16 protein-coding genes are annotated in these 21,045 nt (G+C 61.5%); 11 read left to right on the forward strand and 5 right to left on the reverse strand.

All coding sequences use genetic code 11. The features are described 5' to 3' along the window. The first annotated feature begins 27 nt into the window (after positions 1-27). The 3 genes from AC3IQ7_RS06465 to AC3IQ7_RS06475 all read left to right on the forward strand — a co-directional run bounded on the left by AC3IQ7_RS06465 (position 28) and on the right by AC3IQ7_RS06475 (position 4,739). Entirely contained in the window at positions 28-813 is a 786-nt protein-coding gene (locus tag AC3IQ7_RS06465; protein WP_489208652.1) for a competence/damage-inducible protein A, read from the forward strand. Between the two features lie 363 nt (positions 814-1,176). Then, positions 1,177-4,293, forward strand: coding sequence for a transglycosylase domain-containing protein (locus AC3IQ7_RS06470; RefSeq protein WP_489208653.1), 3,117 nt, complete (start codon positions 1,177-1,179; stop codon positions 4,291-4,293). A 65-nt stretch (positions 4,294-4,358) separates the two neighbouring features. Continuing rightward, positions 4,359-4,739, forward strand: coding sequence for a hypothetical protein (locus AC3IQ7_RS06475; protein ID WP_489208654.1), 381 nt, complete (start codon positions 4,359-4,361; stop codon positions 4,737-4,739). Here AC3IQ7_RS06475 and AC3IQ7_RS06480 read toward each other — a convergent pair. Further along, positions 4,736-5,341, reverse strand: coding sequence for a glutathione S-transferase family protein (locus AC3IQ7_RS06480; RefSeq protein WP_099379379.1), 606 nt, complete (start codon positions 5,339-5,341; stop codon positions 4,736-4,738). The genes AC3IQ7_RS06475 and AC3IQ7_RS06480 overlap by 4 nt on opposite strands. 131 nt (positions 5,342-5,472) lie before the next feature. Here AC3IQ7_RS06480 and AC3IQ7_RS06485 point away from each other — a divergent pair, with 131 nt between their 5' ends. Continuing rightward, complete coding sequence (locus AC3IQ7_RS06485) at positions 5,473-6,825, forward strand: TAXI family TRAP transporter solute-binding subunit (protein WP_489208655.1); 1,353 nt, start codon at positions 5,473-5,475, stop codon at positions 6,823-6,825. Positions 6,826-6,829: 4 nt separating this feature from the next. Here AC3IQ7_RS06485 and AC3IQ7_RS06490 read toward each other — a convergent pair whose 3' ends face one another. From AC3IQ7_RS06490 to AC3IQ7_RS06500, 3 genes are all read right to left on the reverse strand, one after another. Further along, complete coding sequence (locus tag AC3IQ7_RS06490) at positions 6,830-7,114, reverse strand: XRE family transcriptional regulator (RefSeq protein ID WP_099760471.1); 285 nt, start codon at positions 7,112-7,114, stop codon at positions 6,830-6,832. Next, positions 7,111-7,374: a type II toxin-antitoxin system RelE/ParE family toxin gene (locus AC3IQ7_RS06495; RefSeq protein ID WP_489208656.1), complete on the reverse strand. Its 264-nt coding sequence runs from the start codon at positions 7,372-7,374 to the stop codon at positions 7,111-7,113. Before AC3IQ7_RS06495 ends, AC3IQ7_RS06490 begins: the two co-directional genes overlap by 4 nt. Before the next feature lie 244 nt (positions 7,375-7,618). Continuing rightward, a complete protein-coding gene (locus tag AC3IQ7_RS06500; protein WP_099379382.1) occupies positions 7,619-8,080 on the reverse strand; it encodes a rhodanese-like domain-containing protein in 462 nt (153 codons plus the stop codon). 385 nt (positions 8,081-8,465) lie between these two features. Here AC3IQ7_RS06500 and glnA point away from each other — a divergent pair, with 385 nt between their 5' ends. From glnA to AC3IQ7_RS06535, 7 genes are all read left to right on the forward strand, one after another. Then, a complete protein-coding gene (gene glnA / locus AC3IQ7_RS06505) occupies positions 8,466-9,881 on the forward strand; it encodes a type I glutamate--ammonia ligase (protein WP_029496182.1) in 1,416 nt (471 codons plus the stop codon). Positions 9,882-10,062: 181 nt separating this feature from the next. Further along, positions 10,063-10,545 (forward strand): DUF4124 domain-containing protein, encoded by a 483-nt coding sequence (locus tag AC3IQ7_RS06510; protein ID WP_489210398.1) that lies wholly within the window; start codon positions 10,063-10,065, stop codon positions 10,543-10,545. Positions 10,546-10,550: 5 nt separating this feature from the next. Beyond that, on the forward strand, positions 10,551-11,639 hold the full coding sequence (glnL, locus tag AC3IQ7_RS06515) for a nitrogen regulation protein NR(II) (RefSeq protein ID WP_035825143.1): 1,089 nt from the start codon (positions 10,551-10,553) through the stop codon (positions 11,637-11,639). A 48-nt stretch (positions 11,640-11,687) separates the two neighbouring features. Further along, positions 11,688-13,178, forward strand: a complete 1,491-nt coding sequence (gene ntrC, locus AC3IQ7_RS06520; RefSeq protein WP_099379384.1) for a nitrogen regulation protein NR(I) — start codon at positions 11,688-11,690, stop codon at positions 13,176-13,178. A 142-nt stretch (positions 13,179-13,320) separates the two neighbouring features. Then, entirely contained in the window at positions 13,321-14,286 is a 966-nt protein-coding gene (gene corA / locus AC3IQ7_RS06525) for a magnesium/cobalt transporter CorA (RefSeq protein WP_034760218.1), read from the forward strand. Between the two features lie 134 nt (positions 14,287-14,420). Next, positions 14,421-15,794 (forward strand): GAF domain-containing sensor histidine kinase, encoded by a 1,374-nt coding sequence (locus tag AC3IQ7_RS06530; protein ID WP_322427394.1) that lies wholly within the window; start codon positions 14,421-14,423, stop codon positions 15,792-15,794. A gap of 375 nt (positions 15,795-16,169) precedes the next feature. After that, positions 16,170-19,022 (forward strand): TonB-dependent receptor, encoded by a 2,853-nt coding sequence (locus AC3IQ7_RS06535; RefSeq protein ID WP_099379386.1) that lies wholly within the window; start codon positions 16,170-16,172, stop codon positions 19,020-19,022. A 114-nt stretch (positions 19,023-19,136) separates the two neighbouring features. On the opposite strand, the gene AC3IQ7_RS06540 is transcribed toward AC3IQ7_RS06535, so the two are convergent. Further along, the gene (locus tag AC3IQ7_RS06540; protein ID WP_489208657.1) at positions 19,137-20,768 is read right to left on the reverse strand and encodes an NAD(P)/FAD-dependent oxidoreductase; all 1,632 of its coding nucleotides are present in this window, start codon (positions 20,766-20,768) and stop codon (positions 19,137-19,139) included. Positions 20,769-21,045: the final 277 nt, after the last annotated feature.

Consider the following 21,045-nt stretch of genomic DNA (forward strand, 5'->3'; position numbering starts at 1 on the left):
TTTTATCGAATTCTACGAGGGAGCTTCATGGCTATCGGATTGATCATCATCGGCGACGAAATCCTGTCGGGCAAGCGCACGGACCAGCATTTCCCGAAAGTAGTACAAATGCTCAAGCAACGCGGCTTGCAGCTGAGCTGGGCGGAATACGTGGGCGACGAGCCGGCCCGCCTGGTTGCCTTGCTCAAGCGCAGCTTTGCCAGCGGCGACATCGTCTTCAGCTTTGGCGGCATCGGCGCCACGCCGGACGACCATACGCGCCAGGCGGCGGCCGATGCGCTGGGCTTGCCGCTGGTGCTGCATCCGCAGGGCAAGAAGAATATCCAGCAGCGCATCACGGAAATGGGAGCAGAGGCGGGCATGCCGGCCGATTTGAACTCGCCGGAAAACCTGCACCGCCTGAAAATGGCGGAATTTGTCGAAGGCGCCGAGCTGATTCCGAATCCGTACAACAAGATTGCCGGCTTTGCCGTGCGCGAGCATTACTTCGTGCCGGGCTTTCCCGTCATGTCCTGGCCCATGATCGAGTGGGTGCTCGACACGCATTACAGCCATTTGTTCAACCAGGTGCCGCATGCGGAACATGCCTTGCTCGTGTATGAAACGGCCGAATCCCTGCTGACGCCGCTGATGGTGCGCCTGGAGGCAGAGTTTCCGCTGATCAAGGTATTCAGCCTGCCCAGCGTGGGCGATGCGCAGACGCGCCGGCATATCGAACTGGGTGTCAAGGGCGAGCCTGCGCAGGCTGAAGCCGCCTTCGCGCAGATGTGCGCCGCACTCGATACCTTGCAGGCTGAATACACCACCATCTGAGCTGCCGCCAGCGCGGCGCCGGCGGCTTTTTCGCCGGCGTCCAGCCCGCCATGCATCTATGTACGCAAGCGTACATTCCAAGACGTTGTTTTTTTGCGAAAATCTTCAATGAAGCAAGATTTTTGTGTGCGCTCGTCAGTCGTTCTCATGCCGATGTGGTGGAATGGTGAACAGGGGCCTTGCGTGTCATTGCGGGGTCGCCTGCCTGTGCAGTAACGTGTTCTTTTGATTCACCGGTATGGACATCATGTTAAGCAAGCTTTGTTGTGACCGGCCCTGGCTGGCCCTCGTCTTATCCCGCGCGGAGCGGTATCGCTACCGCATTTCCCGCGCCGTCCAAACCCAACCTTATCCCAGCATCCCATGAAAGACACAGGCGTCAATCTGGCCGCGCAAGAGCGGCCCCCTTCTGATCCAGCTGCCGAGGCGCCGCCGCCGGCGACCCCGCCGAAGAAGCGCCGTTCGCGCATCTGGCCCATCTTTGCCATTATTCTGCTGGCGCTGATCGCCGGCGTGGCGTGGTTCGTCATGCGCGAAGTGCGCACCTCGGCCCTGCAGGCAGAGTTTTTCACGCGCCTGGATCGCCAGCTGGCGTTCAAGGTCGAGCCTGGCCCGGCACCGGCGGGCGCCATCCGCTATCCGCAGCACGGCCCCTATGACGAGCGGCTCGGCTATGCCAGCTTGCCAGATTTTATTAGCAAGCTGAATGCGCGCGATTATGCCGTGACGGCGCAGGCGCGCATGTCGCCGAAAATGGTGCAACTGGTCGACCGGGGCATCTTTGCCACGTATCACGAGAAAAACCGCGCCGGTCTGACCATCCTCGATTGCCGCGCCGCACCGCTGTTCGCGGCCAGTTATCCCGAGCGCATGTTCGATGGCTTCGCCGAAGCGCCGCCCGCGCTCGTGCAAAGCCTGCTGTTCATCGAAAACCGTGAATTGCTGGACCCGGGCACGCCCGAGCGCAATCCGGCCGTGGAGTGGGACCGCCTGAGCAAGGCCGTTCTCGACAAGGCGCTGAACCTGTTTGGCGGCCACCGCGGCGGCGGCGGCAGCACCCTGGCCACGCAGATCGAAAAGTACCGCCATTCGGAAGACGGGCGCACCAGTTCCATGCAGGACAAGCTGATGCAAATGATTTCGGCCAGCCTGCGCTCCTACCAGGATGGCGAAAACACCATGGAAGCGCGGCGCAAGATCGTCGTCAATTACCTCAATACCGTGCCGCTGTCGGCAAAGAGCGGTTTTGGCGAAGTCAACGGCATTGGCGACGGCATGTGGGTCTGGTATGGCCGTCCGTTTGCCGAAGTGAAAACTTTGCTCAATGGTAATATGGACCAGCCGGGTAGTGCGCTGGCCTACAAGCAGGCGCTGAGCCTGCTGATCGCGCAGCGCCGTCCCTCGCATTACCTGGTGGCCGGCGGCGCCGACCTGGAAGAATTGACCAACAGCCATCTGCGCCTGCTGGCGCAAGCGGGCGTGATCTCGCCGCAGCTGCGCAATGCGGCCATCGCCGAGAAGCTGCGCCCGTCGACGGCGTCTGGCGTGCAATCGGAGGCATCGACCTCGTTCGTCACGCGCAAGGCCTCGAATGCCGTGCGCAACCATCTGGCCAGCATGCTCGGTGATCCGCGCTTGTACAACCTCGACCGCCTGGACCTGAAAGTGGTCAGCACGCTCGACGCGCAGGCGCAAAACGCCGTCACCAAGGTCTTGCGCGAGCTGCGCGACCCGGAAGTGGCGAAAGCGGCCGGCCTGACGGGCAAGGGTATGCTGGGCAATGGCGACCCGGCCAACGTGGTCTACAGCTTTACCTTGCTGCAAAAGGGCGACCAGGCCAACTTGCTGCGCGTGCAGACCGATAACTACGACCAGCCGCTCGACATCAACGAAGGCGCCAAGCTGGACCTCGGTTCCACGGCCAAGCTGCGCACCCTGGTGACGTACATGGACATCATCGACCAGCTGCACCAGCGCTACAGCGGCATGGGCGCCGCCGAGCTGGGCAAGATTGCCGTCGATCCGAAGGATCTGCTGTCGCAGTGGGCGATTGCCTACCTGAAACCGTTGGCACTCGGCGAGGCGCGCAACCTGCCCGCCATGCTGGCGGCCGCCATGGAACGCAAATATTCGGGCAACCCGGGCGAAGGCTTCTTCACGGGCGGCGGCTTGCATCATTTCGGCAACTTCTCCAAGCTCGACGACAGCCGCATCATGACGGTGCAGCAGGCGCTGCGCCAGTCGACCAACCTGGTGTTCGTGCGCCTGATGCGCGACGTGGCCCGCTACTACATGTTTTCGCGTCCCGATTCCTCGGCCTCGCTGCTGGCGGACGCGGACGATCCGCGCCGCGCCCAGTACCTGAGCCGTTTTGCTGACAAGGAAGGGCGCGAATTCCTGCACCGCTTCTATCAGAAGTACCGCGGCAAGAGCGTTGACGAGCAGGAAAAAATCCTGTTGGCCAGCATCCGCCCGACGCCCGTGCGCCTGGCAAATATCTTCCGCACCGTCAATCCGAAGGGAACCGTCGCGGAATTCGGCGATTTCCTCAATGCCAACTTGACGTCGCAAAACGAGGTACCGCCCGAGCGCGTCGCCAAGATGTACCAGCAGTACGCGATGGAAAACTGGTCGCTGGCTGATCGCGGCTATCTGGCCAACGTGCATCCGCTGGAACTGTGGATGGTGGCGTACCTGCGCCAGCATGAAGGCTCCACCCTGTCGCAGATGGTGGCGGCCAGCGAGAAGGAACGCCAGGAAGTCTATAAATGGCTGTTCAATACGCACCGCAAGCACGCGCAGGACCGCCGCATTGCCAACTTGCTGGAAGTGGAAGGTTTCCTGGAAATCCACCGCCAGTGGAAGAAGATGGGCTATCCGTTCGACTCGCTCGTGCCGTCTTACGCGACGACCTTGGGCGCCTCGGCCGACCGTCCCGCCGCGCTGGCCGAGTTGATGGGCATCATCATCAACGATGGCGTGCGCAAACCGAGCGTGCGCATCGATTCCATGCATTTTGCCGCCAACACGCCGTATGACACCATGGTCAAGCGGGGCACGAAGGTGGAAGCGGAGCAGGTGCTGTCGCCGGACGTGGCACGCGCCGTCGCCAAGGCCATCCGCGAAGTGGTGTCGGATGGCACGGCGAAACGGGCGAAGACGGCATTTGTCGGCGCCGACGGCGTGCCGATCCCCATGGGCGGCAAGACGGGCACGGGCGACCAGCGTTTCGACGTGTATGGCGCCGGTGGCCGCCTGATCGAGTCACGCTATGTGAACCGTTCGGCCACGTTCGTCTTCAATATCGGCGAGCGCTTCTATGGCAGCATGACGGCGTATGTGCGCGGGCCTGAATCGAAAAACTACGATTTCACCAGCGCCTTGCCCGTGCAACTGCTGGTGTCGCTGGCGCCGAGCCTGATGCCGCTGATCGAGCCGCCCGCGCCGGCCGAAGGCGTGGCAAAGCAATGTACGAATTAAATCGTTGCTGCAACTAAAAGCCGGCCTTCGCGGGCCGGTTTTTTTTTGCTGAGGAGAAAGCACCTATGGAACAAACGCAGCAAATCTTTGCGCAATACCACCGTTTCGACGATGGCGAGCTTGTTTCCATCGAGCAACTGTACCAGCCACGGGGCGTGCAGGCCGTGCGCATCGTGTTGCATGCGAGAAATCATGGGCTGGAAGGCAATGTCTGGCGCCAGGTCGCCATCACGGTGGGCGCGGTGCGCGAAGTGCTGGTCAGGACGCCGGGCAACTTCATCAACCGTATCTGCTGCGGCGTGAAGCTGCTGCGTTTCGGCGATGTGTGGTGCGTGGATATCGACGGCACCTACACGCACGATGACCCGGCGACCCTGGATGAGGTGCGCCGCGATGGCGATTGCTACGTCATCGGCGGCACGGTCGAGGCAATCGAACTGGACTAACCGGCAAACACGGCGGTTTTATCTTCCAGGCGCGCGTGGTAGGCGGCGATGGCCGGATAGTCGGGGCGCTGCATCGGCGCCATCAGCCAGCGCTTGATGGACAGGCCCAGCACGATATCGGCCAGGGTGAACGTTTCGCCGCAGACGAAGGCGCCCGTGCGCTGCAGCTGCTGTTCCAGCACGCCCATCATCTTGTTCCATCCGGCAATACCGGCCACCAACTGGGCCGCATCCTGGTGCGCCGGGCTGTGGCGCACCAGCGACATGAAGGCGTAGCGCCAACTGTTGTTGAGGTCACCCATTTGCCAATCCATCCATTTTTCCACTTCCGCGCGGGCGCGGGGCGTGCTTGGCAGCAAGTCGTCGCGGCCCGCCTGGGCGCACAGGTAGCGGCATATCGTGTTCGACTCCCACAGCACCAGGTCGCCATCGAGCAGCACGGGCACCATGGCGTTCGGGTTCAGGGCCAGGAAGGCCGGGTCGTCCGTGGCGCGAAAGCCGCTGCCCCAGTCTTCGCGTTCGTAGGGCAGGTCGAGTTCCTCGCACGTCCACAGGACTTTGCGGACATTGATCGAGGCGGCTTTTCCAAGAATTTTCAGCATACGGGGCTCCAGAAGGCAGGTGGTTGATCTGCCACTGTAGCGGATTTGGCCACGCCGCGCCTGCGAAAGTGCCTTGCATAGTTGAGGTTTTCTTGGCATCGTAGCCACCCATGAAACCTATGCGCCACCACATGTCCAAAATCCTCGCGTTCAGCCGCTTTTCCGTGCGCGATTTCCTCGCCACCGCCGGTCCCACCTTGCTGCTGGTCGGCGCATTTTGCGCGCTCGCTTACTGGCTGGTCGACCCGGCGCCGCCACGCCAGGTGAGCCTGTCGACGGGGCAGGACAATAGCGCCTATGAAGAGTTCGGAAAGAAATATGCGGCCACCCTGGCCAAACACGGCATCAAGGTGACCTTGCAGCCGTCGCTGGGCTCGCAGGAAAACCTGCAGCGCCTGAACGCGGGCAAGACCGATATTGCTTTCGTGCAAAGCGGCTCGACGGAACACGACGATGCCGAGCGCCACGGCTTGATTTCCCTGGGTAGCCTGTTTACGGAACCCGTCTGGCTGTTCATGCGCGAAGACAAGGCCGTGACGGAGCTGACGCAATTGAAGGGCCTGAAGATCAACCTGGGACCGGAAGGCACGGGCGTGCCTGGTCTGTTCCGGCAGTTGCTGTCTGTGAATGGCGTCGAAGCGAAGGAATTGACGGTGAGCGACTTGCAGAACACGCCCGCCACGGTGGAGTTGCTGGAAGGGCGCATCGACGGACTCGTGTTCAGCTCGGCGCCGGAAGCGCCGTTGATCCAGATGCTGCTGCAAACGCCGGGCATCAAGCTGTTTGATTTTTCGCAAGCGGAAGCCTACACGCGGCGCTTGCCTTTCCTCACGCATGTTGTCTTGCCGCGTGGCATCGTCGACCTGGGGCAGAACATTCCCGCGCAGGATTATCATTTGATCGCACCGACGGCTACCCTGGTGGCGCGCGAAGACTTGCATCCGGCCCTGATCGACCTGTTCGTGCAGGCGGCGGCCGGCATCCATGGCGGCACGGGCTGGTTCCAGCAGCAGGGGCAGTTCCCGTCTGCGCGCTACACGGAAATTCCCGTGGCGCCCGAAGCGCTGAAATTCTACAAGGATGGCGCACCCGTGCTGCAGCGCTACATGAGTTTCTGGCTGGCCAATTTCTTTGACCGCATGTGGGTGCTGGTGGTGGCCTTGGGCGCGCTGATTTTACCGCTGTCGCGCGTGGTGCCGCCCTTGTACGTGTGGCGCATCCGTTCGCGCGTGTACCGCTGGTATGGCCAGCTGCGCACGGTGGAGCAGGCGCTGGAAGATGTGCCGCCAGAGCAGCGTGCGCATGTGTATGCGGCGCAATTGAAACGGCTGGACCAGATCGAGGAGATGGTCAACCAGATCTCGATTCCCCTGTCGTTTGCCGATGGTTTGTATGGCTTGCGCAGCCACATCAATTTCGTGCGCAAGCGCATCCTGACCTTGATGGGCGAGCATCCTGCCGCCGAGGTGGGCGAGCCGGCCTGAGGACTTAAACGAGGGTGATCGACAGCTTGCGCCCGACCAGCGCGGCGGCCCGTTCCAGGGTCGAGAGCGTCACGTCGCTGCTGGGGTCGAGCAGGCGGTCGAGCTGCGAGCGGCTCGTCTGCAGCAGGGCCGCCATGCGCGTCTTCGACATCGCTTGTTCCTGCATCGCCTGCGTCAGTTGCCAGGCGATTACTTCCTTGATGGCGCGGTTTTGCGTTTGCTCGAAGATGCCTTCTTCCTTGAGGAAGTCGTCGAGACTGCTGCCGAGGTGGGGTGCGGTGGCGTTCATGTCAGTTCCTTGTAGCGTTTGCGGGCCAGCGCCAGGTCGTCATCGGGCGTGGCGCGGGTTTTCTTGATAAAGCCGTGCAGCGCCACCAGGCAGTCGCCGTGATGGCAGATCAGCACGCGCGCGATGCGGTTGCCGGGCAGGCTGCTGCGTACTTCCGACAATCCTTGCCCCAAATGGCGGCACAAGGGCATGCCGACGGGCCAGCGCCATTGCGCATGCATCAAGTCCTGCCCGATCATATGGCACTCTTCAACTGGCAAGGACTTGAGTCAGTCGCGCACGGGTTCGCCGCCATTGCCGTTCGCATAGAACAGCAGGGTAATCTGCCGCAAGCCGGAAGCATCCATGACGCACCTCTACGTTGTACTATATAAGGTACATGTTCGCAAGGAGAATTTGCGCCGCAGTTGAAAAAATCGGGCGCGCATGGATGGTTGTAGCCGATGGCGGGCCGCAGGGTGGCCCGCCAGATCAAACACTGTTCAGATAGTCATGCGGCCAGCGTCAGGCGCCCAACCACGGCAGTCCGGCCTTGCACCAGCCGCCGATCTGCTTGCGATGGCCGTCGGCATCCTTGTCGCCCTCGAAGCCTTCGAGGATGTCGAAGCAGTTGATATAGCCGTGCTCTGTAGCCAGCTTGGCTGCATGGCGCGAACGCACGCCGGAGCGGCACAGGAACAGCAGTACCTCGTCCTTGCCGGCCTGGGCGGCCAGCTGGGCGAGAAAGTCGGGATTCGGCACGCCACCGGGGTAGATGGCCCACTGCACCGCACCATGCTGGGTATCGGCGATGTCGACCCGGCCCACCCAGTCGCGCTCGGCATTCGTGCGCACGTCGATGAGCTTGGCGGCGGCATCGCCCTGCAGCAGGTCGTACGCTTCCTGCGGCGTGACGGCGCCGGCATACGGCGTACCTTCGTTGGCCCGGCTGCGGGCGGTGGTCAGGATGTCGGCGGCGGTGGTCATGGCGTCCTCGATGAAAGTGGGCAGGTATGGTCGATTATAGTGCGCCGTTCGCGCCCCGCAAACGGGAAACGATGGTGCACAGTTGACGCACCACAACGAGGCATTTTTCAGGAATTCGCACAAAATGCACGATAATGGTGCGTTATTCGTTTTTTGCACTTGCTTAGTGCATTCTTGATTTGACGCAAACGCAGCAGGAAAATCGCGGGCATGAAAACTTTCACTGGGATGGCAGTAATTTTATTGCTGGCACCTGGGGGCTCCTGAAGCTGGCATGGAATCTGCTATGATCCCTATGAGTTTTGGTGGCACGCAATGTTTGCTTCGCTTCATCAGCCCAGACGCACTAAGGTCGGCTCACCCCACATTCATTTAGGAGATACGCATGGCAATGACAGCCGCAGAAGTCTTGAAGATGGTAGAAGAAAACGAAGTCAAATTCGTTGATTTCCGCTTTGCTGATACCCGTGGTAAAGAGCAGCACGTGACGGTTCCCGTGTCGCACTTCGACATGGACAAATTCGAGTCGGGCCACGCCTTTGACGGTTCTTCGATTGCTGGCTGGAAAGGCATTGAAGCGTCCGACATGATCTTGCTGCCGGATCCAAACACGGCCAATATCGACCCGTTCATGGAAGAAACGACCCTGTTCATGCAGTGCGACGTGATCGAACCGTCGGACGGCAAGGGCTATGACCGCGACCCGCGCTCGATCGCGAAACGCGCCGAAGCCTACCTGAAATCGTCGGGCATGGGCGACACCGCCTACTTCGGCCCTGAGCCAGAATTCTTCATCTTTGACAGCGTGCGCTGGAAGATCGACATGTCGGGCTGCTTCGTCAAGATCGGTTCGGACGAAGGTTCGTGGTCGACCGGCAAGGATATCGAAGGCGGCAACAGCGGCCACCGTCCTACCGTCAAGGGCGGTTACTTCCCCGTGCCACCAGTGGACAGCTTCCAGGACATGCGTTCGGAAATGTGCCTGATTCTGGAATCGCTGGGCATCCCGGTTGAGGTACATCATCACGAAGTCGCCGGCGCCGGTCAGAATGAAATCGGCACCAAGTTCTCGACCCTGGTCGAGCGCGCCGACTGGACGCAAAACCTGAAATATGTGGTGTGGAACGTGGCGCACAGCTACGGCAAGACCGCTACCTTCATGCCGAAACCTATCGTTGGCGACAACGGTTCGGGCATGCACGTGCATCAATCCGTATGGAAAGATGGCAAAAACCTGTTCGCTGGCGACGGCTATGCCGGCCTGTCCGATTTCGCCCTGTACTACATCGGCGGCATCATCAAGCACGCCAAGGCACTGAACGCGATCACCAACCCGGGCACCAACTCGTACAAGCGTCTGGTACCAGGCTACGAAGCCCCAGTGAAACTGGCGTACTCGGCGAAAAACCGTTCCGCCTCGATCCGTATCCCGCACGTGGCCAATCCAAAAGGCCGCCGCGTCGAAGCGCGCTTCCCGGATCCACTGGCGAACCCGTACCTGTGCTTCGCCGCACTGCTGATGGCTGGCCTGGATGGCGTTGCCAACAAGATCCATCCGGGCGAAGCCGCCTCGAAAGATCTGTACCATCTGCCGCCAGAAGAAGACGCACTGATCCCGACCGTGTGCGCTTCGCTGGAAGAAGCTCTGGACGCACTGGACAAGGACCGCGAGTTCCTGACCCGTGGCGGCGTGTTCAGCGATTCGATGATCGACGCTTACCTGGAACTGAAAATGCAGGACGTACAGCGCATGCGCATGACCACGCATCCTGCCGAGTTCGACATGTACTACTCGCTGTAATGGCGCCACGCCGGCAACATGCCGGTAGTGAATAAAAAACGCGGGTGAGGCGATGGTCTCGCCCGCGTTTTTTTATGCAGTACCAATGCGGCGCCAGTACCGTGTTGTATAGTCGGCCAAGGATTGATACGGCACGAGCCGACAGGAGTGAAGATTGACCAAGCATTACAGAATGGCGCTGATGGCAGGATTGCTGGGCGCGGCGGCACAGGCGCACGGGCAGCTGTATGTCTGCGCCGATGCGCAAGGACACAAGACGTACACGGACAAGCGGGCTGGCGCGCATTGCCAGCTGCTCGATTTGCCGGGCGCCATGACGGAGCCGCCACGCAGGACGGCGCCGCTGGCCGGCGCGCCGGCCCGGCCCGCCACGCAGGCGGCGGCCACGGCGGCGCCTGTCGCTGGCGCGTTTCCCAAGGTCGATGGCGCCGAACAGCGCGCGCGCGACCTGGACCGGCGCCAGATCCTGCAGGACGAATTGCGCAGCGAAGAGCAGAAACTGGCGGCGCAGCGGCTGGAATTCAATGGCGGCCAGCCCGAACGTCAGGGCAATGAGCGTAACTATGCGAAATACCAGGAACGGGTGGCGCAGTTGAAGGACAACATTGGCCGGACACAGCAGAACGTCGAGGCCCTGAAACGCGAGATCGCGAATATTCGGTAAAGCACATGACACTAGACAACCATTCCAGCCGTCCCGCCCACCTGGCCGGCCTTGATTTGCTGGCCTCGGCCGTGATCCTGCTCGATGGCGACGGCCGCATCAGCTATGCCAACGCGGCGGCGGAAAACCTGCTGGAAAGCTCATTGAAGGCCTTGTCGCGGCAAAAGCTGACGGCGCTGTTCTTGAATCCCGAGGAGCTGGCCGGCATTTGCGCGCAGGCGCTCGAACACAAGTTTTCCGACCTGCGCCAGGACCTGAGCCTGGAGCGCCTGGGACGCGAGCCGCTGCGCGTGCACAGCATCGTCAGCGCGCTCGACGCGCCGCGCGACGGCGTGCTGATCGAACTGCGCGAAAACGTGCAGCAATTAAAACTCGACCGCGAGGAGCGCATCCTCGACCAGAGCCAGGTCAACAAGGAGCTGATCCGCAATCTGGCGCATGAAATCAAGAACCCGCTGGGCGGCATCCGCGGCGCGGCCCAGCTGCTGGAGCTGGAATTGCCGGCCCTGCACTTGAGCGAGCTGCGTGAATACACGCAAGTCATCATCAAGGAAGCGGACCGTCTGCAAACCCTGGTCGACCGCCTGCTGGCGCCGCACCGCCGCCCGCATATCGTGGGCGACGTGAATATCCACGAAGTGTGCGAACGGGTCCGCAGCCTGATCCTGGCCGAATTCCCCAGCGGCCTGACCATTTCGCGCGATTACGACGCGTCGATTCCCGAGTTTCGCGGCGACAAGGAGCAATTGATACAAACCGTGCTCAATATCGCGCACAACGCGGCGCAAGCCCTGGCCGAGCGCATCGAGGCGGGCGACGCGGAGCTGATTTTCAAGACGCGCGTGGCGCGCCAGGTAACCCTGGCCAAGGTCCGTTACGGCCTGGCATTAGACTTGCATATCATTGACAATGGACCGGGCATCGCACCCCAGATCCGCGACCGGATTTTCTACCCGCTGGTGTCGGGCAGGGAAGGCGGCAGCGGACTGGGACTGACCTTGGCGCAAACCTTCGTGCAACAGCACCTGGGCGTGATCGAGTGCGAAAGCCGGCCTGGATACACCGATTTCAGGATCGTTCTACCCTTGCCATAAGCGAGGCGGTATCCCACCCATGAAATCCATTGCGGGACGCACACACTAATGAAGCCAATCTGGATAGTTGACGACGACGAATCAATCCGCTGGGTGCTGGAAAAAGCCCTGGCGCGGGAAAATCTCGCCACCAAGAGTTTTGCCAATGCGCGCGACGCCATCGCCGCACTGGAATTTGACACGCCGCAAGTGCTCGTGTCCGATATCCGCATGCCGGGCGCGTCCGGCCTGGAATTGCTGCAGACGGTCAAGTCGCGCTTTCCCGGCTTGCCGGTCATCATCATCACGGCCTTTTCCGACCTCGATTCGGCCGTCGCAGCCTTCCAGGGCGGCGCCTTCGAGTACCTGGCCAAACCGTTCGATATCGACAAGGCTGTCGAGCTGATCCGCCGCGCGCTGGAAGAAAGCCTGCGCGAGACCAGTGTGGAGTCAGGCCCGTCCGAAACGCCGGAAATCCTCGGCCAGGCGCCGGCCATGCAGGAAGTCTTCCGCGCCATCGGCCGGCTGTCGCAATCGAATGTCACCGTGCTCATCACGGGCGAATCCGGTTCCGGCAAGGAACTTGTGGCGCGCGCGCTGCACAAGCACAGCCCGCGCGCGGCGCAGCCTTTCATCGCCCTCAACACGGCGGCGATCCCCAAGGATTTGCTCGAGTCCGAACTGTTTGGCCACGAACGGGGGGCGTTTACGGGCGCCCAGACGACGCGCCGCGGCCGTTTCGAGCAAGCCGAGAACGGCACTTTGTTCCTCGATGAAATCGGCGACATGCCGTTCGACTTGCAGACGCGCTTGCTGCGCGTATTGTCCGATGGCCATTTCTATCGTGTCGGCGGCCATCAGCCCATGAAGGCGAACGTGCGCGTCATTACGGCCACGCACCAGAACCTCGAGCAACGCGTGCGCGACGGCCTGTTCCGCGAAGACTTGTATCACCGCCTGAACGTGATCCGGCTGCGTTTGCCCAGTTTGAGGGAGCGGCGCGAGGATATCCCCATTCTGGTGCGCCACTTCCTGGTGCAAAGCGCGCGTCAGCTGGGCGTGGAAGCCAAACGCATGAGCGAGCCGACGATGCAATTCCTCAGCAGCCTCGATTTGCCCGGCAATGTGCGCCAGCTGGAAAACCTGTGCAACTGGATCACGGTCATGGCGCCGGGCCAGACGGTGGAAATCAAGGACTTGCCGCTGGAATTGACGCAGGGGCAGGGCGATGGCGCTGCCACGGTGGCATCCGCTGACGTGGCGCCAGCAAATGTTGCTCATGCGCATGGCGGCCAGGTGTTCGAAGCGGCCGCGCCTGCCAACGGCGCGCCGCCGGGCTGGATCGGCTTGCTGGAATTGCAGGCGGCTGGCATGCTGGGCGCAGGGCAGCAGGAAGTCATGGCCGTGCTGGGGCGGCAATTCGAGTCGGCCCTGATCAAGACGGCGCTCAAGCATACGCACGGACGCAAGAACGACGCCGCCGTGCGTCTGGGTATCGGCCGCAACACCATCACCCGCAAGATCTCCGAACTGGGCATCGACGGCGCCAAGGACGATTGATCTGTCTTCCGGACGGAGCGTCCGCTCCGTCCGCTTTTCCGCACGGCGTCCCTTGCACGCCACAACACACACTGCAGGCGATAAGGTAAGCTGGCGCCTGCCGGACTGTTTCGTCCGGTCTTAACTTTCATTGTGGAACTGTATGCTGATTAACTGCGTGGCCTACCAGGATGGCAAAAAACTGGCCGACTTGCCGATCGACGACATCAGCGATTACGTCGAGCGCCCCGATTGTTTCGTCTGGGTCGCCCTGCTCGACGCCACGCCGGACGAACTGAAACAGATGCAGCACGAGTTTTGCCTGCATGAACTGGCGGTGGAAGACGCGCAGCGGGGCCACCAGCGGCCGAAGATCGAGGAATATGGCGATTCCCTGTTTGCCGTCGTGAAAACCGTGGAAATGGTCGAGAACGAACTGGTGCTGGGCGAAGTCGACATTTTTGTCGGCGCCAATTACGTGCTCTCGTCGCGCAGCAACAGCTCGCAAGGTTTCCTCGGTGTCCGCGCGCGTGCCGAGCGCGAACCGCACTTGCTGCGCCAGGGCTCGGCCTTCGTGCTGTACGCGCTGATGGACGCCGTCGTCGACCGTTATTTTCCTGTCCTCGACGCGCTGGAATCGGAGCTGGAACTGATCGAGGACCGCATCTTCGACCGTGGCACCGAGCGCGACAATATCGAACGGCTGTACCAGTTGAAACGCAAGGTCATGGTCTTGCGCCACGTGGTGGCGCCCCTGATGGAAGCAGTGGGCAAGCTGCACGGCGGGAGGGTGCCGCCGCTGTGCCACGATACCCAGGAGTATTTCCGCGACGTGCACGACCATCTGGCGCGCATCAACGGCACGCTCGACACCATCCGCGACACGATCAGCACGGCCATCCAGGTGAATCTGTCGATGGTGGCCATCGACGAGAGTGAAGTGAACAAGCAGTTGGCGGCCTGGGCCGCTATTTTCGCCGTATTTACGGCGTTTGCGGGCATCTGGGGCATGAATTTCAAGTTCATGCCGGAGCTGGACTGGCATTACGGTTATCCGGCCGCCGTGGCAGTGATGAGCTGTGTCTGCGGTTATATGTATTACTTGTTCAAGCGTTCCGGCTGGCTGTAAAAAATTCCTGTGTATCTGTATTATTAAGCAATAGCCAGGGGTACAATCGCGGCAGGTCCGCTGGGGCGGGCCATGGCTGAGAGTCGCCGCGCCGGCAGGTGTGCCTGCGCTTCCGGTGCCGTGCAGGAGCATTCATGAGTATTCCGTTGTTTGATGTGAATTCGCAAGAACCCCTGTTCGATGCCGAGCAGCGGCGCACCCTGGCGGAAGCGGCCCTGCGCTCGATTACCGCCTCGACGGCGCACGCCCGGGGTGACGACTTCCTGCGCATCCTCGTCAAGGACCTGGCCGAAGCGCTCGACGTGCACTATGTGATCGCCGGGCGCCTGGTGCGCCTGGAAGATGGCAGCGAAGGCATCCGCACCCTGGCCCTGTGGGGCGGCGACGGCTACCAGCCGAATATCGAATACAGCCTGCAGCACACGCCTTGCCAGGACGTGACCTGCCAGAGCATGTGTTTTCATGGCAGCGACATCCAGCGTCGCTTTCCATTCGATACCCTCCTCGTCGACATGCGGGCGGAAAGCTATGTCGGCATGCCGCTGATCGATACCGACGGCAAGACCCTGGGCATCCTGTCGGCCATCGACACGCGTCCCATCGATGAAAACAAGCGCTTGCTGGCGCTGTTGCTGCTGTCGATCTTTTCGGCGCGCGGCGCGGCCGAGCTGCAGCATCAGGAACGCACCCAGCAGCTGGAAGAAATCGTGCGCGTGCGCACCGAATCGCTGCTGGCGGCGCAAGCCAACCTGATCGAGCAGGAGCAGATGGCGGCCCTCGGTTCGCTGGTGGCCGGGGTCTCGCATGAGGTCAACACGCCCATCGGCGTGGCGCTGACGGCGGCGTCGAGCATGGGCAGCTATGCCGACCAGCTGGTGCAGCTGCTGGGCGGTGCCAAGGTCAGCCGCGCCGAACTGATCGACATTGCCGAATCCTTGAAAGGTGCGGCCGCCTTGATCGAGCGCAACCTGGCGCGCGCTGCCGACCTGATCGGCAATTTCAAGCAGCTGGCCGTGGATCAGGTCAGCGAATACGTGGCCGACCTGGCCCTGCACGACTATGTGCACGGCCTGGTGTCGGCGCACAGCCCGGAACTGCGCAAGGCGGCGCTGGGTGTGGAACTCGATATTGCGCCCGATTGCCAGGTGCGCCTGGCGGCCGGCAAGCTGTCGCAAATCCTGTCGAACCTGCTGATGAACAGCGCCCGCCATGGCTATCCGCAGGGCGGGCCAGGGCGCATCACGATACGCGCGCGCATCGAGGCGGATGACACGGACGCGGCCTTGCGCTGGCTGCTGCTGGAATTTTCCGACGACGGCATCGGCCTGGCGCCGGCCGTGCGCGAACACATGTTTGAACCGTTTTTCACCACCAAGCGTGGCCAGGGCGGCTCCGGCCTGGGCATGCACATCGTCTACACCATCGTGCAGCAGCTGGGCGGCCAAGTGTGTGCCATCGACAGCACGCCCGGCTGTCATATACAGATCAGGCTGCCGCTGGCCAGCTAACCGCGCCTGCGTCGTCTGGTCCGCCATCCTTCCCTTCTCTTAAATTTATTATCAAAAGGCATTGTTCGTCAAAGATGCGCAGGCATGTTTGTGAAAACGGTCGCGAGTGTTGTTTCTATGTATGAATTGGAAATTCAAATATTGACACTGAATTTACGTCATGTTTTGATGAAATTTCTCAGCTTGTAACAAAGTATTAGTAAATTTGTAGCGGGGTTGGCAGGATGTCGCAGGCCACGCCCGAGCTGTTTTGGTGCCTGTCGCCGGGTATGCAGTTTTGAAGGCTGAGCTAGACGGATAGTTGGATTTGCAATGTATTAACCTCATCCAAACGATGACGGTTTTCTTAAATTTGCTTTATTCAAGGATACAACAATGCTTAACGAAACCGTATTATCTCGCTCTGTGCGCCTGATGTTTTCAGGGATTGCCATTGGCGTGCTGGCTCAGCCAGCACTTGCACAAGAGACCGCACCTGCCTCTCCTACCGTACAACGGGTGGAGATCACCGGGTCGAATATTCGTCGTGCGCAGGCGGAAGGTGTCTCTCCTGTTCAAACCCTGAGCCGGGCAGATATTGAAAAATCGGGCAAATCGACAGTAGCGGAATTGCTCCAGACGCTGGCAGTCGATAACCAAGGGTCGGTTCCTACCAGCTTCGGCAATGGCTTTGCTGCCGGCGCATCGGGTATTTCCCTGCGCGGCCTGGGTACCGCTTCCACGCTGGTTTTGCTCAATGGTCGCCGTATCGCGCCATACGGGCTGGCCGACGATGGCCAAAAGGTCTTTTCTGATCTGAATATCATTCCCGCCGATGCTGTCGAACGCGTCGAGATTCTGAAGGACGGGGCTTCGGCTATTTACGGTTCCGATGCCATCGCTGGCGTGGTGAATATCATTCTGCGCAGTGATTTTCAGGGAACGACCCTGAAAGCCAGCTATGGACAGACTGGTTATAGCGATGGTGCCGATGTGCGCCTGGCCGTGACGCATGGCTTTGGTGATATCGTCACTGACAGGTACAACGTGGTCATGAGTGCTGAGTATGGCAAGAAAAATGCCGTCTGGAACCGTGACCGCTCCGGCCGTGGCTATATTGGCGCTTCGGATTTACGCAATTACGGATTTGATGCGCAACAGGCGCTCGGCGGTACGGGAGCCATTACGGGCAACAATGCTGCGGGCAGTGCCATCAACGGCAACGTGCGCAATCCGACAACGCTTGATTACTACAACCGCGGTGCCTTGAATGGCGTCGGCTTTACGCGGACCTTTCCCGGTGCTGCGTGCTCCACCTTCACCAACCATCCACAAGGCGATCCAGGTGGCGGTTGCCTGATCGATGCGGCGCAACTGTACAGCCAGATGCAGCCGAGCCAGGAAACTGGCAATGTCTTCTTGCGCGGGACCTTCCAGCTCAATCAGGGCGTGCAGGCGTATGCCGAAGCGAACTATTTCACCAGCAAATCGTCTTCGTCCACGACGCCGTCGGGCATCAGCGGCAGCGTCGGCTACCCGGGCGGTCCGGTCAGCAATGCGGCCGTGGCCTTGGGCGCCAGCCATCCTGACAATCCGTATTTTGGGACAGCCGCGCGCTTTCGCTACCTGGCGGCCGATGTCGGTCCTCGCGTCAGCAATATCGATTCGACGTTCACCCGCTTTGTCACGGGCCTGAAAGGCAGCGTCGCCGGATGGGATTTCGATACGGCCTTGCTGTACTCGCAAAACAAGGTGTCCAATGACCGCTCCGGCTATCTGCAGCGTGACGTGATGTTTGCGCTGCTGAACCCGACGGCCGCGAATGTGGCTGCCGCAGGGAGCAACCCGGCCTACGCAGCTTTGCCAGCAGGCAGCTACTGGCGCATTGGCGAAAATGCGGGCTTGAATTCGGCTGCCTTGTACGCTGCGCTGGCACCGACGATCTCCAACGATGCGACGACCAAAATGTCGCAGATCGACTTCAAGGCATCGCGCGAGCTGATGGCGCTGCCAGGCGGCGCTCTCGGTATCGCCGTCGGTGCGGAGTATCGTCACGAATCGACAGAACTGGCGCCAACAGCGGGCACCGACAAGGGCAATATTGTCGGCCTGGGGTATTCGGCTTACGAAGGCAGCCGCAGTGTGACGGCCGCCTACACGGAGCTGGTGGCGCCGGTATGGAAGGGCGTCGAGCTGTCGGGCGCCATTCGCGCCGACCATTTTTCCGATGTCGGCAATGCCTATACGCCGAAGGTAGGATTGAAATGGAATCCGGTCAAGGAATTCGCCGTGCGCGGTTCGTTCGCCAAGGGCTTCCGTGCACCGAGCGCTGCGGAAAACGGCAAGGGTGGCCTGGCGGCATTTTCGTCGGCCAGCGATCCGTTGCGTTGCGCCCTCGGCGTCACCACCGCTTGCTCGGCCGCTTCCATTGCCATCATTACCTCGCCGAACCCCGCTTTGTCGCCGGAAAAATCGAAAAGCTCGAATATCGGCTTCGTGTGGGATCCATTGCCTAAGACAAATCTGACGGTGGACTTCTGGCAGATCAAGCGTACCAACGAGATCAACCAAGAACAGACGGACGCGGCGATTGCCGCCGGCCACGTGGCGCGCGATCCCTCGACCGCGCAGGCAGGTATTGCTGGCGACCCGGGCGCCATCACGGCAGTGCTGGCAAACTACGTGAACTCGGCCCAGACCAAGGTACGGGGCGTCGACCTGGACTTCCGTCAAGGCTTCGACCTGGGCGCAGGTTATGGCAAGCTGACTTTCGATGCGAAGTGGACACACCTGTTCACTTTCACGCGCACGGAAAAGGACGGCAGCTCGCGTGACTTTGCTGGTACCCACGGCAATTGCGATGTGAGCAACTGCATGGGAACGCCGGACAACCGTGTCAACCTGGGCTTGACCTGGGAGCTCAGCAAGCTGCGTGTCTCGGCCACGGCCAACTACCGCGGCGCCTTGAAAAACACTAACTTCAAGAACGATCCCGATGGTTGCGCTTTCCATTACGCCAATGGCGACGATGCGCCGGCAGGTTGCGAGCTCGCTTCGTTCACCAGCGTCGACCTGAATGCCCGCTACAAGATCAACGAGAAGTTGGAGCTGTTCGGCACGGTGCAGAACTTGTTCGACAAACGTGCTCCGCTCGATCCGCTGACCTATGGTGCGGTTTCCTACAATCCGCTGGACTTTGCTGGCGCCGTGGGTCGTTACTTCTCGGGAGGCTTGAAATACACCTTCTAAGCGTACGATGGCGCCCCTTGGGGCGCCATCGACTACGCTGGAAAACCGGCCGGGCCCGTCACGGGGCCCGGCATTTTTTTAGGGCTTGCCCCGCGTGCGCATGGGCGCGACTACCTAGCCGCGCGTCGCCATCGACAGCGCCACCGCTTCGGCCACCTTGATGCCGTCGACGGCTGCCGACAGGATGCCGCCCGCATAGCCGGCGCCTTCGCCGGCGGGGAACAGTCCCCGCGTATTCAGGCTTTGCAGGTCGTCGTCGCGGCGCTTGATGCGGATCGGCGAGGACGTGCGTGTTTCCACGCCCGTCAGCACGGCGTCGGCCTTGTAGTAGCCCTTGATCTGCTTGTTGAACGCCGGAAACGCTTCACGCAGGGCCGTGATCGCGTATTCGGGCAAGGACGGGGCCAGGTCCGTCAAGTGCACGGCCGGCTTGTAGGACGGTACCACGCTGCCAAATTCCGTCGAGGCGCGGCCAGCGACGAAGTCGCCGACCAATTGCCCTGGGGCATCGTAGTTGCCGCCGCCCAGGGCAAACGCGCGTTCTTCCAGTTCGCGCTGCAGGGCGATGCCGGCCAGCGGGTCGCCCGGATAGTCGGCTGGCGTGATGCCGACGACGATGGCGCTGTTGGCGTTGCGTTCGTTGCGCGAATACTGGCTCATGCCGTTCGTCACCAGGCGGCCCGGTTCCGAGGCGGCCGCCACCACGGTGCCGCCCGGGCACATGCAGAAGCTGTAGACGGAACGGCCATTGCTGGCGTGGTGCACCAGCTTGTAGTCGGCTGCGCCCAGGATCGGGTGGCCGGCGCTGGGGCCGAAGCGGCAGCTGTCGATCAGCGATTGCGGGTGTTCCACGCGGAAGCCGATCGAGAACGGTTTCGCTTCGATGTACACGCCGCGCTTGTGCAGCATCTCGAAGGTGTCACGCGCGCTGTGGCCGATGGCCAGCACGACGTGGTTGCTGGCGATGGTTTCGCCATTGTCCAGCACCACGCCGCGCACCTGGCCACCGTCGGCACCGGGGACGATGTCGAGGTCGACCACCTTGCTGCTGAAACGGTATTCGCCGCCCAGCTGCTCGATGTTCGCGCGCATTTCTTCCACCATCTTGACCAGGCGGAAGGTGCCGATGTGCGGCTTGCTCACATACATGATTTCCTCTGGCGCGCCGGCCTTGACGAATTCCGTCAGCACCTTGCGGCCGTAATGCTTGGGATCCTTGATCTGGCTGTACAGCTTGCCGTCCGAGAAGGTGCCGGCACCGCCTTCGCCGAACTGCACGTTAGATTCGGGATTGAGCTCGCGCTTGCGCCAGAAGCCGAAGGTGTCGACCGTGCGTTCGCGTACCTGCTTGCCCCGTTCCAGGATGAGGGGACGCAAGCCCATCTGCGCCAGGATCAGCGCCACGAACAGGCCGCAGGGGCCTGTGCCGATGACGATGGGACGCGGTTCAGTGCTGTGGCCGGCCAGCTGTTCGCCGCCAGCGACGAATTTATAGTCGGTGTCGGGCGCGGGCATCAGGTGCACATCGTGCTGCAGGCGCGCCAGCACGGCCGCTTCATTCCTGACGTCCACATGCAGCGAGTAAATCAACACCACGGCGCTGCGCTTGCGCGCGTCATAGCTGCGTTTGAAGACGGTAAAGCCGAGCAAATCGGCGGCGGCTATGCCCAGGCGCGCCAGGATGGCGGCGGGCAGGGCCGCTTCGTCGTGTTCGAGGGGGAGTTTTACTTCGTTGAGTCGCAACATGGTGTCTATCCGAAAAGTGCAGGGCTCCGTATCTAGCGGAGAGTGGGCAGCCGCGTGGCGCGGCGCAAGGCGGCATTTTACTCCTTCTTGCACGCATTGCATCGCGGCCTGGGCGGATGTCGGGCCATTTTTCTGTCCCCTGGATGTTGTCGGCGGCCGGATTCGGCGCACGAAGTGGCGCCTCCCCTGACGCCCCGTTAGCACCGCTACATGACTTGCTGGCACGGCATGACGGTGAGGTCCCGCAGCGCACCATTTGGGTGCGCCAGCCTGTCGT

It is taken from the genome of Janthinobacterium sp. GL_088 (assembly GCF_057837845.1).